Genomic DNA, 13,942 nt, shown 5'->3' on the forward strand with positions numbered 1-13,942 from the left:
GCTGTCACATGGGGACTCATCGTCTCGGGAAGGTAACGGAGCCGCGACCGTTCGCCACGGCTGGCATGGACCCCGTGTCCGGCGGCAAAAGTGGCGGAGGGAAGCACTCGACGCGAGGCGTGGGAAGGTACGAAGGACTCGGGGGGCATCGTGGAGACCGTGGACGACCTGTTGTACGGCGAGAGTTCGCGTAGCCCGCTGGCACGACGCGTCCAGCTGGACAAAGGGGAAGTACGCATCGGTCGAGGTAGGGTCCCGGTGGCGGAGCTGAACCTGCTGGCGATGGCGGACGCGTACCTACGCGACCAGTGGCTGGGCGGAGGCGGCGCCGAGCGGCCCCTCCGCGACCTCGGGGCCTCGCGCGACTCCGTCCCCCTCACCCGCGTGTCCGGGTCCAGCAGGCCGGTCAAACCGCGCCGCGCCGCCGAGTTCGCCCGCGCGCTGGGCGAACTGGCCGTGCGGCACAGCGGCGGGCCGGAGACGGTGCGAGAGCAGGCGGATCACGCCCTGATGCTGGACGTCCCGCTGTGGATAGCCCGCCGTGCAGCATCGGGACCGGCCGGCCCGGTCACCGTGGCGGTGGACCGACTGTCCGCGCGCGTGGACGTGTGGGCGGAGCAGGCGTGGCTTCTGCAGTTACGGGCCGGCGAGCTCCCGCTGGCTCCCAGCGACCCCACCCGGAGTCTCCGGATCACGCTCGACCGCCAGCCCGTCGAACTTTTCCTCAGGGAGAGGTATCCCCCACACGAGGTCGTCCTGCGGATGGTCGGTCAGGAGTGGATCCTGCGGCGGCGGGGGACGTACGGTTCGCGGCTTCTGCGCGAGGGGCACGAGATCGCCGAGATCGTCAAGCCCAGGAAGTTTCCCTCCGGCCAGGTGCTGCTGCCACTGGCGGAGATCTCGCACCACACCAGCGAGCCCCTGGACGCGGTCGCCGCGCACATGCTCGCCGTGTCCTTCGGTATCGGCGACACCAACGGCGTGATCCGGCTTGGCGCGGACGACGAGCGACGGGTCTCGAGCCCGAAACGCTGGGGGAAGCGGTGGCCCACCGGGGCCGGGACCTGCCGCGGCGACACCGGGCTGGGCGCCAGTCTGGACGGGTGGCGCGGGGGCAGGGGCGGTGGCAGCGGGGGCGACGCGAGTGACGGGGGCGACGGGGGTGGTGGGGGTGACGGGGGAGGCGAATGACGCACTCGGGGGGCCGGTGGATGCGGTGATCGCACACGCGCGCGCCGTCGGCAGCGGCAGCGACACGGGCGAGGGGCGCTTCAGCGTCCACCGTCAGAAGGACCCGTCCAGCAGCGAGCGCTGGGGGAAACCGTGGTTCACCGGAGCCGGTAGCTGCCACACCGGCTGCGGACCGGGAGACCGCGGTGACGGCTGGGGCGGTCGTGCCGGTGGCGAAGACGAAGGTGGCAGTGGAGGCGACGGCGAATGACGATCATGGAAAGCCAGTTGTACGACGAGAGCTCATACAATCCGTTCGCCCGGCTGGTGAGGCTGAACGAACGGATGCTCCAGGTGGGATTCCAGCAGATCCCGCTGGTGGAGCTGAATCTCCTGGCCATGGCGGACGCGTACCTGCGCGGCCAGTGGCTGGGCGGAGGCGGTGCCGAACGCCCCCTCCGGAGTTTCGGCACGGAGCGCGGCATCGTGCCGCTCACCCGGGTCTCCGGCGCCGCCGTGCCGATCAAGCCGCGTCGCGCCGCCGAGTTCGCCCGCGCGCTGGGCGAGTTGGCCGTACGACACAGCGGCGGGCCGGAGGCCGTCCGGCAGCACGCGGAGTACGCCCGGGCACTCGACGTCCCCCTGTGGATGGCTCGCCGCACGGCGCCCGGTCCACACGGCCCGGTCACCGTGACGGTGGACCGGTTGACCACGCGGGTGGACGTATGGTCGGAGCGGGCGCCACTCGTCCGGCTGCGCGCGCCCGCCGGGCTCTCGCTGCACCGGAAGAATCCCACCCGAGGTCTCGCGATAACCATCGGTGACCAGCACGCCCAACTGGTCGTCGACACACGCGGGCTGTTCTCGCCGAAGGTCGTCACCCTGCGGACGGACGATCAGGAGTGGCTCCTGTGTATGCGGAACGGCCACAGTTCGGAGTTGCTGCGTAACAAGCAGCGGGTCGCCGTGATCACCAAACCGCCGCGATCGAGGGGCCCGCGGCCGCTGCTGCCGCTGGCCGAGGTGTCGTATGGCCCAGGGCAGCCGGTGGACCAGGTGGTCGCCCACGCGCTCGCGGTGTCCTTCGGCATCGGTCGCCACGCCGGCACCGTGCGCTTCAGCGACAGCCCCCATCAGCATCTGTCCGCTACGCACAGGTGGGAGCAGCCGTGGTTCACCGGAGTCGGCTCCTGCGGCGGCGACTCCGGCCCGGGAGCCGGTGGCGACGGCTGGGGCGGTGGTGACGGCGGTGGCGACGGCGGCGGTGGCGACGGCGGGGGTGGTGGCGACGGCGGGGGTGGTGGCGGATGACGCCCCTGGCCGGTCCGGTGCACGGCGAGAGTTCAGGCGTCCTGCTCACCCGCGCCCTCACCCCGGACGGCCGCGAACTCCCCGTCGGCCCCCAGGTCGTCTCCCTCCAGAAGCTGAACCCCCTGGCTCCGGCGGACGCGTACCAGCGCGGCCAGTGGCTGGGCGGAGGAGGCGCCGAAGGTGCCGGACCACCAGCACCTCCCGGAGCGGGAGCGCTGGGGCCCGCGGTGATTCACCAGGGTGGATTCCCGTGGCGGCGATTCCGGTCCGGGCGCCGACCGGGACGAATGGGAGAGTGGCACCGGCGCGGCAGCGGAACGGGAGGCGGTGACGACGGTGCCGGCTGAGGAACGGACCGCGGACGAGGGACCTCGCTGATGGCGTCGCGATCGTATCTCTACCACGAGCCGACTGGTAACCCGTTCGACAAGCCGGTGCGGCTGTGCGCGGAACACCTGCGAATCGGTCGGCAGCGCGTGCCACTTGGCGAGCTGAACCTGCCCGCGATGGCCGACGCGTACCTGCGTGGTTCGTGGCTGGGCGGCGCCGGCTCCGAACAGCCCCTGTGGCACGTGGAGATGGCGCGCGCCGTCCCGGTCACCAGGATCTCCGGCTCCACGTTCCTCGTACGCCCCCTCCAGCCCGCGGTGTTCGCGCAGGAGCTGGGCGAGTTGGCGGTACGCGCCTCCGGCGGCCCGGAGACGGTCGCCTGGCACGCTCAGCGTGCCGCGGAGGAGGAGGTGCCGCTGTGGATCGCCCGGCGCTGGGCACACGGCCCGCACGGTCTCGTCAGCGTCGCGGTGGACCGGCTCTCGCAGCGGGTCGACGTGTGGGCCGTGGACACGTCCGCGCCAACCGAGCCGGAGACGCCCGCGGCGGCCGTGCCCGTGTCCTCGTCCGAGTCGCCCGCACGACCCAACTCGCCTGTCTCACCCGACTCGTCCGTGTCCCCCGGGCCACCCGCGTCGCCCCACCCGTCGGCGTCGCCCGTACGCATCCGCGCGCCGTACGGACTGGTGACCGGTTCGGCCGACCCCGCCCGAGGACTGCGGCTCACGATCGGCCCGGACAGCGTCGACCTCGACATCGCTGACCTGGTGCCGCGCCTGGACCAGCAGAGCATCGCCAGCACCCTCACCGTGCGCACTCCGCATCACGAATGGCTGCTACGGAAGGCCGGTTGGCGATCCAGCGAGCTGCTGCGCGACACGCACCCGATCGCGACGATCCGCAAGCCGGGCCGGCGGCGTGCTCCGGAGCCACTGTTGGCACTGGCGACGGTCGAGTACGGCGACTGCGATCCGCAGGACGTACTGCTGATCCACGCCCTGGCTGTCGCCTTCCGGCTGGGCAGGTTCACCGGCGGTGTGCGGCTGGCCCCCCAGAACCGCCTGCGGGACACCACCCGGGACGTCTGGGGCCAGCCGTGGTGGACCGGGGTCGGCAGCTGCCCTGGGGATTCCGGACTGGGGGCGGCGCACGACGAGTGGGGCGGGCTGTTCGATACCGACCTTGACGGTTCCGGCGGTGGCGGGGGCGGGTTCTCCGGTGGCGCCGGAGGTGGTGACGGCGGTGGAGGCGGCGGCATGTGACCGCCGTCCTGCGCGGCACCGTGCACCACGGCGGCGTGCCACCGCGTCAGCTGTGCGGTTCCCCGCTCTCGCCCCCCGGCCCGGTGAGGGCGGCGTCGCCGCCGTCACTCGCCGCGCCGTCGTCGCCGACGTCGCCCTCGGAGTCAACGGGTCGGGCGCCCTCCCGGGCGACCGTCTCCCCGGAGCTCCCGTCCTGCGCCGAACCGCCCCGCACACCAGCGCCCTTCGTGCCGGAGTCCTTCCCGGCGCTCGCACCGCGCTTGCGCAGCGAGACCTCGCCACCGGCGTTCGGTCCGCCCAACCGCTGGGCGATCGGCTGTGTCCAACGCGCGGTCAGCGGGCCCAGAATGACCATGATCAGTACGTACGCCGTGGCCAACGGCCCGATCCTGGGCTCGCTCCCGACGGCCAGGCCGGCGATCACGATGGAGAACTCGCCCCGCGCGACCAGGGTGCCGCCCGCCCGCCAGCGGCCCTTGGCGCCGATGCCGGCCCGGCGCGCGGCGTACCAACCGGTCGCGACCTTCGTACAGACACTCACGAGGGCCAGGATCAGCGCCGGCAGCAGCACGTGCGGGATCTTGCTGGGGTCCGTGCTCAGCCCGAAGAAGACGAAGAACACCGCCGCGAACAGGTCGCGCAGCGGTGTCAGGAGGTTGAACGCGCCCTCGGCGACCTCCCCGGACAGCGCGATGCCGACCAGGAACGCCCCCACCGCGGCGGAGACCTGGAGGTCCTGGGCGATTCCGGCGACCAGCAGGGTCAGGCCGAGCACGACCAGCAGCAGCATCTCCGGGTTGTCCGAGGACACCGCCTTGCTGATGAGGCGACCGTGCCGCAGGGCGACGTACAACACGGCGCCGACCGTGCCCAGCGAGATGAGCACGGTGAGGCTGCCGCCCGCCAGGCTGACGCCGGCCAGCAGCGCGGTCAGCACCGGCAGGTAGATCGCCATGGCCAGGTCCTCGAGGACCAGCACCCCGAGGACCACCGGCGTCTCTCGATTGCCGAGCCGGCCGAGATCGCCCAGCACCTTCGCGATGACTCCGGAGGAGGAGATCCATGTGACACCGGCCAGCGCGACGGCCGCCACCGCCCCCCAGCCCATGAGCAGCGCAGCGATCGCGCCGGGCAGGGCGTTCAGCATGAAGTCGACAGCGCCGGAAGGGTATTGCTTCTTGAGCGTGTGAACCAGCTCGGAGGCGCTGTACTCCAGCCCCAGCAGGAGCAGCAACAGGATGACGCCGATCTCGGCGCCCGTCGCGATGAACTCCTCGCTGGCGCTCATCGGCAGCAGACCACCGTGTCCGAAGGCCAGGCCGGCCAGGAGGTAGAGCGGGATCGGCGAGAAGCCGATCCGTTCGGCGAACCGGCCGAGTATGCCCAGCCCCAGGATGACGGCGCCCAGTTCGATGAGCATGGCGGTGGTGTCGTGCACGGGCTTATCCTCCGGCGATCAGTTCGGCAACGGCGTCCACGCCCTCGCGGGTGCCGACAACGACGAGTACGTCGCCGGTGGCGAAGCGGAAGTCCGGGGTGGGGGACGGTTCGGCGGAGGTACGCCGCAGCACGGCCACGATGGACGCGCCGGTGCGGGAACGTACCTGGGTGTCGCCGAGAGTCCGCCCGCTGTAGGGCGACTTGGCGGTCACCGGGATGTGTTCGGTGACCAGGTCCAGCTCCAGGTTGTGCTGGTGGAGGTGCGCGACCGGGTCGGGGGCGAGCAGCCTGGCCAGCGCGGTCGCCTCGTTCGGTTCGAGGGGCGCGGCGTCCTTGCAGGCGTCGTCGTCCTCCGGGTCGTGGAAGGAAACGATCCGCCGGCCGTCCTGGTGCGCCACCACCGAGAGGTGGTGGCCGGCGTCGGTCTGCAGGTCGTAGCGGGCCCCTACTCCGGGCAGGCTGGTCTTACGCGGGTGGGCGGTGGGCTCCATGACAGGCTCCAAGTGCACGGTTCCGACGAGTTCGCGGTTCCGGCGCTCAGCCGTAACTGGTCCGGACCGCGACGGTGAGTATGGCGCCAACACTTGCTCGGACGCACGGCACAGTGGAATCGCGCCCCCTCTCCATCAACCGGCTCTCACGTGCGGGCCACCACGCTGCGTACACACGACGGCCTTGTCTTGACCGTGACATTACCTGGCGGCAGTTCCGGCAAATTTCCGCAGAACATCGCAATACCGGGCATAATTTTTGTGATTTCGTCGCGACGGGTCATCGATCCGGTTCAACCGGAGACGACGCACGAGCACGCTCAGACGCGGGTCACCGGGCGTGGCGACTCCGGGTCACCGTGCTCCCCGAACCAGCGCGCCAACTTCCCCCGCCGGCCCACCGCGCGCAGTTGCCGCTCCGCCGCCTCCCGCGTACGCGGGGTCGTGACCAGCAGCAGCTCGTCGCCCGTACGCAGCACCGTCTGCTGGTCGGGCACCAGACTCGCGCCGTCCCGGACGATCAGGGTGACGACCGTCGGATGCGGCAGCCGTAGTTCGAAGATCGCCACTCCGTGCAGTCGGGAGCCGGCCGGTACGGCGGCCGTGAGCAGATCGGCGTCGAGCACGTCCAGGGGCGCGGTCTCCACCTGGACCTCCCGCGGCTCCCCCGGGTCCGTCAGGCGGAACAGCCGGGCGGCGAGGGGAAGTAGCGGCCCCTGCACCAGAGTGAAGATCACCACGAGCACGAAGACGATGTTCAGCAGGTCGCCGCCTCCGGAGATACCGGAGACGATGGGATAGGTGGCCAGCACGATCGGCACCGCGCCGCGCAGCCCCGCCCAGGAGACGAACGCCCCCTCCCGCCACGGGGTCTTGAAGGGCGCCAGACACACCAGCACCGAGACCGGACGGGCCACCAGCAGCAGCACCAGGCCCACCACGATCGCGGGCAGCACCGCCGAGGGCAGCTCACTCGGCGAGACGAGCAGCCCCAGCATCACGAACAGCCCGATCTGCGCGAGCCATCCGGCGCCCTCCGCGAAGGACCGGGTGCCCGCCCGGTGCGGCAGGTCGGAGTTCCCCAGCACCAGCCCGGAGAGGTAGGCGGCGATGATGCCGCTCGCGTTGGCCGCGCCGGCGGCGGCGAACGCCACCATCCCGAAACCGACCGTGGCCAGCGGGTAAAGCCCGGTCGCGGGCAACGCGATACGTCGCAGCGCGAGCACCCCGGCACCGCCGATCAGCAGGCCGAGCGCCCCGCCGAGACCGAGCTGGTAGAGCAGGTTGCCCAGCAGCGCCAGCGGATTGGACAGGTCCGCGTCCGGCTGGCTGAACAACAGCACCAGGATGATCGTCGGCGCGTCGTTGAAGCCTGACTCGGCCTCCAGCAGACCCGTGGTCTTCTTCGGCAGCGGCAGCGCGCGCAGCACCGCGAAGGTCGCGGCGGCGTCGGTCGACGACACGATCGCGCCCAGCAGCAGCGCCAGCTTCCAGTCGATGCCCAGCAACAGGTGGGCACCCGCGGCGGTCAGCAGCACCGAGATCGCCACCCCTGCGGTGGCCAGCACGGACGCCGGCAGCAGCAGACGGCGTACCTGCTGCCAGGGGGTGCTGAGACCACCGTCGACCAGGATGACGGCGAGCGCGGCGGTACCGAGGTTCTGGGCGAGTTGCGCGTCGTCGAAGGGCAGGCCGATCACGTCCTCGCCCAGCACCACACCGACGGCGAGGAACAGCAGCAGGCTCGGCAGACCGATCCGGCTGGCCGTACGGGCGGCGGCGATGCTCGCCAGCAGCACTGCACCCCCGATGAGCAGCGCGATGTAGAGCTGCTGCAGGGTCATCGGGGAGCCTCCGTACCGACCGGGCCAACGCTGCTCCCAGTCTCCGGGGTGCGCTGCTCGCGCGGGCGACGGGGGGTGTCAAGGACGGCGACCAGGCTGTGGTACGTACGGCCGCCGCGCGCCCCGTGGCTCCCGCGGGAGTGCCCCCGACAGCCGCGGCTCCCCCGTCGGTGACCCCTGCCCCCGGGCCGTCGTCTCGCGTGGGCCCGACTGCCGTGGCCCCGGCTCGCGCCAGTGCCCTGCCGTACGGCGGCGCGGACCTGCCGGCTCGGGGCCCGCCGCCGTACCTCTCGGGGGCGCGGACCGCAGCGCGCCGCGGCCTCCCCGCAAGGGCGGGCCGGGCCGGAGTCAGTGGTTCGGCGGCTCGCTGTGAACCCCCGCGTGACACCGGTCGAACAGGTGGCCTGCGAGCCCGGCCAGCACGAGACCGACCGCGATGACGAGGCCCTGCCCGAGCGCGATGCCGAAACCCAGCCCCAGCAGAGCGAGCACCAGCAGCACCCAGGCGACACGACGCTCGTACCACGCGACAGGAGCGGGGCCGGGGGCAGCGGGGCGGCGGGGCCGAGGACTCGATGGGACCGGCGTGGCCGGTGGACCTTCCACACCGGCCACTTCCCGGTCGTCACCCACGTCCTGTTCCGGAATCCGACCCTGTGCTCGGGCGTCGGCCTCGAGATCCCGGAAGAGGTCGGGGGCGGCACGTCGCAGTTCGGCCTCGAGTTCGTCGAGACGGTCGTCGTGGTGTGCCATGACCCCTCCTTTCCGGCACGTCGGTATGTGCCAGCGCTGGTTGGATCCGGGGCGATGCCGCGCGAACTCATCGGCGTCTCCTCGGCAGCCAGACAGCGGGTCGACAGATCGGCGCGCGGGCACGGACGGGCGCGTCAGGTCAACTCGCGGTCAGGCCAGCGGGATCGTGGAAGGCTGACCGGCGCGCCGCCAACCTCGCTCCCCACTCTGGGCGACCGGCCGACAGTACCGCTATGGGGACTGGCACCCATATTCGGGCGGCCCAGGCACGCATTTCCGTGCGGGTCTCCGCGCGCGAAGCAGCCGCCGACGTCCTCGCCCCGGCTCGTACGACACGCTCCGGAGTCGTGCTCCTCCGACGGGTCACCGGTGCTACGCGCTGTGCCGGGCACACTCCACCGCATCAGCACCGCTCGCGCGGCGGCCGGGGTCGGCCTTCACTGGAAGGACGGCACCGCACGACGGCGTCGCGGGCCGTCCCCGAAAGCCGGGTACGAAGAGTTCCCAACCGAAGTCCCGGTGACTACGGTCCAGACACCGTGTCCGCAACCCGGACAGCGAACCCGTACTGCGAACCCGGCCACCGATCAACGCCGTTGCCACCGCTAGGCGTTCCTGTCCGCCACCGGAAGGATGTCGCACGTGCCCGACGCACCTCGCCCACAACGCAGCCGCGGAAGACGCAGCAGACGCCAGGCCGTCGCCGCCCTCGCCGCCACCGCCCTCGCCACCCCGCTGCTCCTCGCCGCCTCCGCCGGCCCCGCCACGGCCGGTCCGGACACCGGGAACGCCCGTGCCGCCGGAAACACCGGAAAGGCCGGGAACACCGGAAACGCCGAGCGCCTGGCCAAGGAACTGGTCGAACGTGCCGACGCGAAGAGCGCGATGAAGCACATGAAGGTCTTCCAGGCCATCGCGAACCACAGCGACGACAACCGCGCGGCCGGCGCGAAGGGCCACGAGCGCTCCGCCAAGTACGCCGGCACCCTGCTGCGTCTCGCCGGATACGACGTGACCTACCAGGACTTCGAGTTCACCTACCGGGAGACGCTGGCCGAGCGGATGAAGGTGCTCACGCCGAACGAGCGCGACGTCTCCGTGAACCTCATGACGTACACCAAGAGCACTCCCGAGGGCGGGACCGAGGCCGCGATCGCCGCCGTACCCCCGGACGACAGCACCGGCTGTCAGGCCGCGGACTACGCGGACGGCGACTACCAGGGCAAGATCGCGCTGATCCGTCGCGGTGCCTGCAGCTTCGCCGAGAAGCAGGCCATGGCCGCGGACGCGGGCGCGAGCGCGGCGCTCATCTACAACAACGAGAAGGGGGAGTTGAGCGGCACCCTCGGCAGCCCCGACGCGAGCCGCGTCCCCACGGGCGGGGTGTCCCAGAAGGACGGCGAGGCCCTCGCCGCCGAGGCCGCGAAGGGCGAGGTCACCGTCAACCTCGAGATTCGCGAGCTCCAGGAGAAGCGCAGCACCCCGAACGTCATCGCCGAGACTCCCGGCGGTGACCCGGACAACGTGGTCATGCTCGGCGCGCATCTCGACTCGGTCACCGGCGGGCCCGGCAGCAACGACAACGCCTCCGGTTCGGCCGGACTCCTCGAGGCCGCGCTGGCGTACGCCCGCGCCGACAAGCAGGCCCCGGAGGGCGAGCAGGGCAACAAGGTGCGGTTCGCGCTGTGGACCGCCGAGGAGGTCGGCCTGGTCGGCTCAGAGCACTACGTGTCCGAGCTGTCCGAGAAGGAGCGTGAGCAGATCGCGCTCTACCTGAACTTCGACATGATCGCCTCGCCCAACCACGGCCTGTTCGTCTACGACGGTGACGACTCGGACGGGGTCGGCGCCGGACCGGGACCCGAGGGCTCCGCCCAACTGGAGCGCGACATCAACGAGTTCATGCGCTCCCAGGGCAACGAACCGCGCGGCACCGACTTCACGGGCCGCTCCGACTACGGACCGTTCATCGAGGTCGGCATCCCCTCCGGCGGCACCTTCACCGGGGCGGAGGGCATCAAGTCGAAGGAGGAGCAGCGGCTCTGGGGCGGCGAGGCCGGGGAGGCGTACGACAGCTGCTATCACCAGGCGTGCGACGACCTGGACAACCTGTCCATGAAGGCGTTCGACGCCAACATCGACGTCATCGCCGACGCCGTGGGCACGTACGCCTGGGACACCAGCGGCCTCCAGCAGCCGGCACCGAAGCAGGCCAGCGAGCGGACGGCGGGCAGCACCGAGGCACCGCACGGACACCACCACAACACGCGGTGACCTGATCACGCGGTAGCCGGGTAGCCCGATAGCCCGGTGGTGCGATACCGCCGGCCGGGCGGTGGTGGGGCCGATCCGTCGCCCGCCATCGCCCGGCGCCCGGCCGTCCGTACGGTCCGCGCGGGCACCGGTATCGATCCGACGGCGCGACCGGATCGGCGCAGCGGGAAGGTACGGCTGCGCCTGACACCGCTTGGCCGGTAGGCTTTCCGTGTGATCTTCAAGCGAATCGGAAACGGGCGGCCGTATCCCGAGCACGGCCGGGGGAACACCCGCGAGTGGGCGGACGTGGCCCCACGCCCGGTGCGTCTTGATCAGCTGGTCACCACCAAGGGGCAGCTGGATCTGGAGACCCTGCTGGCCGAGGACTCGACCTTCTACGGTGACCTGTTCGCCCACGTCGTGAAGTGGCAGGGCGATCTCTACCTCGAGGACGGGCTCCACCGCGCCGTACGGGCGGCGCTGCAACAGCGCCAGGTGCTGCACGCCCGGGTGCTGGAGATGGACTGAAGCGCGTCCGGCGCGGCGACCAACTCCCGGATGGACCAAATATGACGGCCATTCCGGCCGGTCTTTGATCATTTAGTAGGCATTGCCGCCACTCCGGATTACTGTGCGCTCATGAGCATGCTCACTCCCCCCGGCATGGGCGGTCAGTACCGGATCAAAGGTGACCGCTACCCCCGCATGCGCCCGCCGCGCAACCGTCGTCGGTTCGTCTTCGCCTCGGCCGGCACGGTCATCACGCTGAGCCTGATCAGCTGGGGGACGTTCCAGCTCATCGACGTCTTCTCGGCCAACGGCGGCGGCTCGGCGCAGGCCGCGGGTCAGCACGACGGAAAGTGCGCCACGACGGACGGCAAGGGGAATTCCGGAACGGCGGGGGCGGCGGCCGGACAGGGCGCCGCGGACGCGTCGGCGGCCCAACGCGGCGGGCTGCCGAAGCCCGACGAGATCACCGTGAACGTGCTCAACGCCACCAAACGCAGCGGCCTCGCCGCCGACACCGCGGACAAGCTGGAGAAGCGCGGCTTCACCATCGGTGACGTCGCCAACGCGCCGGCCTCCCTCGACCAGCAGGTCAAGAAGCCCGGCCTGCTCATCGGCGCGACGGGCAAGCAGATCAAGGGCAGCTTCCAGGTCCTGGGCAGCCATCTCGAGGGCGAGGACACCCGTCGCGACAACCGCGACGACGAGGACGTCGACCTGGTCATCGGTGACGGCTTCGACGGGCTCACCACGAAGCGGGACGCCGAGCGAGCCGTCGCCGCCCTGACGGAGCCGGACCAGCCGTCACCCAGGCCCTCACGGTCCTGCTGACCCGCGCGGCCGGACCGCCACGGCAGCAAAGCGAGGGCGCGCGCCCGCCAGCGGAACCGTACGCCAACCGGCCGATACCCGGCCTCCGACGCTCAGCCCGCGGTGCCGTACATCCGGTCGCCCGCGTCGCCCAGCCCCGGCACGATGAAACCATGCTCGTCCAGTCGGCTGTCCACGGACGCCGTGACGACCGTGACCGGCGTACCCGCCAACTCCCGCTCCATCAGGGCCACTCCCTCCGGCGCCGCCAGCAGGCAGAGCGCCGTCACGTCGTCGGCGCCCCGCGAGATCAGCTCCTGGATGCCCGCGACCAGCGTGCCACCGGTGGCGAGCATCGGGTCCAGTGCGTACACCTGGCGCCCGGAGAGGTCGTCCGGCATCCGGCTCGCGTAGGTGGACGGCTGCAGGGTGTCCTCGTCCCGGATCATCCCGAGGAAGCCGACCTCGGCGGTCGGCAACAGCCGCACCATGCCCTCCAGCATGCCCAGTCCCGCTCGCAGGATGGGCACCACCATGGGACGCGGATGGGACAGCCGTACCCCGGTCGTGGTCGTGACCGGGGTGCTGATCTCCACCGGATCCGTACGCACGTCACGCGTCGCCTCGTACGCGAGCAGGGTCACCAGCTCGTCGGCCAGCCGCCGGAACGTCGGCGAGTCCGTGCGCGCGTCGCGCAGCGTCGTGAGTTTGTGCGCGACCAGCGGGTGGTCGACAACGTGAAGGCGCATGGCGTCGACGGTAACGGAGAGCCCATGGCGGATCAGCACTGGCGTCCCGACCGGCGGCGAGGGAGGGTGGAGGCGCGTCCCCGGAGGTGGCAAATGCCCGATTCGCCGAGTACGGACGGGCGCGATGCCGGGGACGGCCGTCCCGTCGTCGACCCGGAGCGCCTGCGCCGCAGGGCCCGCTTCCTGCGGGAGCTGCGCGAGGCGAAGGAACTGCGGGAGCGCGTACAGCCGCGCCGCGCCCGAGTGGCACGTATGCGGCAGCAGCTACGAATGCGGACGTTTCGCTGGTGACGCGCGCCACCACGGGCCCGGTTCGGGACAACACCCGCACGACGCACGCGCCAAGAGGCTCCGTGCGGCGCCGGTTTCTGCCACGATTCGAAGAGGGCGGGGCGTGGGTCCTCGCCGGCACTCGGACACACGGAAACCAGTGGGAGAGTCACGGTGTATTTCGCCGCACTGCTCGCTCGCACCGAAGACGGGTGGGAAGCGAGTGATACGGAACTCGATGATGTGGAGACCCTCGCCGACCTCGCTGACCTGGCCCGGGAGGCCGCGTCCGAGGACGAGCCGGTGCTGCTCTGCATCGAACAGGACGGCACCTGGTTCGGTGTCGTTCGCGTCGACGGTGAGGACGACCCCCGGGTCTTCGTCTCCGACGCCGCAGCCGCCCTGCGCAGCTCGTACGGGGAGATCCTGCTCTCCGACGAACTGCTCGACCGCGAGCCGGACGACCCGACCGCGCTCGACCAACTGGTCGACCTGGACGGTACGGAGGACGGCGAGCCGACGGACGAGGACGACGGCCCGGACGCCGACGCCGACGACGCCAGCGCGGTGCCGGCCGGCCCGCTGGGCGACGCGGAGCTGCTGACCGACCTGGGCATGGAGGAGAAGGACCTGCTCAACCTCACCTCCGGGGACGCCCTCTCCTCGATCGCCGACGCGCTGGGCTGTACGGACGTGCTGGAGGCGGTACGTTAGCGGCGCGCCGCACAGGCCAGCCCTCGACCCCGGGA

14 protein-coding genes are annotated in these 13,942 nt (G+C 71.4%); 8 read left to right on the plus strand and 6 right to left on the minus strand.

Going from position 1 to position 13,942, the window contains the following annotated elements:
• The first annotated feature begins 150 nt into the window (after nt 1-150).
• Together AN216_RS22790 and AN216_RS29825 are read left to right on the plus strand one after the other, a co-directional pair.
• A complete protein-coding gene (locus AN216_RS22790; protein WP_244502608.1) occupies nt 151-1,191 on the plus strand; it encodes a hypothetical protein in 1,041 nt (346 codons plus the stop codon).
• Between the two features lie 246 nt (nt 1,192-1,437).
• Nucleotides 1,438-2,481 carry a hypothetical protein gene (locus AN216_RS29825; RefSeq protein ID WP_244502603.1) on the plus strand — a complete coding sequence of 348 codons (1,044 nt, stop codon included), beginning with the start codon at nt 1,438-1,440 and terminating at the stop codon, nt 2,479-2,481.
• 32 nt (nt 2,482-2,513) lie between these two features.
• Here the strand turns inward: AN216_RS29825 and AN216_RS28375 are convergent, their stop codons facing one another.
• Nucleotides 2,514-2,717: a hypothetical protein gene (locus tag AN216_RS28375; protein ID WP_070198587.1), complete on the minus strand. Its 204-nt coding sequence runs from the start codon at nt 2,715-2,717 to the stop codon at nt 2,514-2,516.
• A gap of 141 nt (nt 2,718-2,858) precedes the next feature.
• Between AN216_RS28375 and AN216_RS28380 the strand changes: the two genes are divergently transcribed.
• Complete coding sequence (locus AN216_RS28380) at nt 2,859-4,073, plus strand: hypothetical protein (protein WP_070198588.1); 1,215 nt, start codon at nt 2,859-2,861, stop codon at nt 4,071-4,073.
• A 46-nt stretch (nt 4,074-4,119) separates the two neighbouring features.
• Here AN216_RS28380 and AN216_RS22815 read toward each other — a convergent pair whose 3' ends face one another.
• The 4 genes from AN216_RS22815 to AN216_RS22830 form a co-directional block, all read right to left on the minus strand.
• Nucleotides 4,120-5,511 (minus strand): cation:proton antiporter, encoded by a 1,392-nt coding sequence (locus AN216_RS22815; RefSeq protein WP_079166877.1) that lies wholly within the window; start codon nt 5,509-5,511, stop codon nt 4,120-4,122.
• Nucleotides 5,512-5,515: 4 nt separating this feature from the next.
• The gene (locus AN216_RS22820; protein ID WP_070198589.1) at nt 5,516-6,004 is read right to left on the minus strand and encodes a cation:proton antiporter regulatory subunit; all 489 of its coding nucleotides are present in this window, start codon (nt 6,002-6,004) and stop codon (nt 5,516-5,518) included.
• A gap of 320 nt (nt 6,005-6,324) precedes the next feature.
• Nucleotides 6,325-7,848, minus strand: coding sequence for a potassium/proton antiporter (locus AN216_RS22825; protein WP_070198590.1), 1,524 nt, complete (start codon nt 7,846-7,848; stop codon nt 6,325-6,327).
• Nucleotides 7,849-8,196: 348 nt separating this feature from the next.
• Nucleotides 8,197-8,601 carry a hypothetical protein gene (locus tag AN216_RS22830; RefSeq protein WP_070198591.1) on the minus strand — a complete coding sequence of 135 codons (405 nt, stop codon included), beginning with the start codon at nt 8,599-8,601 and terminating at the stop codon, nt 8,197-8,199.
• A 642-nt stretch (nt 8,602-9,243) separates the two neighbouring features.
• Here AN216_RS22830 and AN216_RS22835 point away from each other — a divergent pair.
• The 3 genes from AN216_RS22835 (at nt 9,244) to AN216_RS22845 (ending at nt 12,195) form a co-directional block, all read left to right on the plus strand.
• Nucleotides 9,244-10,875: a M28 family peptidase gene (locus AN216_RS22835; protein ID WP_244502604.1), complete on the plus strand. Its 1,632-nt coding sequence runs from the start codon at nt 9,244-9,246 to the stop codon at nt 10,873-10,875.
• A gap of 213 nt (nt 10,876-11,088) precedes the next feature.
• A complete protein-coding gene (locus AN216_RS22840) occupies nt 11,089-11,385 on the plus strand; it encodes a type II toxin-antitoxin system VapB family antitoxin (RefSeq protein ID WP_070198593.1) in 297 nt (98 codons plus the stop codon).
• 111 nt (nt 11,386-11,496) lie between these two features.
• Nucleotides 11,497-12,195: a LytR C-terminal domain-containing protein gene (locus tag AN216_RS22845; RefSeq protein WP_070198594.1), complete on the plus strand. Its 699-nt coding sequence runs from the start codon at nt 11,497-11,499 to the stop codon at nt 12,193-12,195.
• 92 nt (nt 12,196-12,287) lie between these two features.
• Here the strand turns inward: AN216_RS22845 and upp are convergent, their stop codons facing one another.
• A complete protein-coding gene (gene upp, locus AN216_RS22850) occupies nt 12,288-12,923 on the minus strand; it encodes a uracil phosphoribosyltransferase (protein ID WP_070198628.1) in 636 nt (211 codons plus the stop codon).
• A 93-nt stretch (nt 12,924-13,016) separates the two neighbouring features.
• Here upp and AN216_RS22855 point away from each other — a divergent pair, with 93 nt between their 5' ends.
• Nucleotides 13,017-13,214 carry a hypothetical protein gene (locus AN216_RS22855; RefSeq protein WP_070198595.1) on the plus strand — a complete coding sequence of 66 codons (198 nt, stop codon included), beginning with the start codon at nt 13,017-13,019 and terminating at the stop codon, nt 13,212-13,214.
• A gap of 153 nt (nt 13,215-13,367) precedes the next feature.
• A complete protein-coding gene (locus AN216_RS22860) occupies nt 13,368-13,907 on the plus strand; it encodes a tRNA adenosine deaminase-associated protein (protein WP_070198596.1) in 540 nt (179 codons plus the stop codon).
• Nucleotides 13,908-13,942 lie beyond the last annotated feature (35 nt).

Origin of the sequence: Streptomyces oceani (assembly GCF_001751245.1) — a bacterium.
In the GTDB taxonomy this organism is placed as follows: Bacteria; Actinomycetota; Actinomycetes; order Streptomycetales; family Streptomycetaceae; genus Streptomyces; species Streptomyces oceani.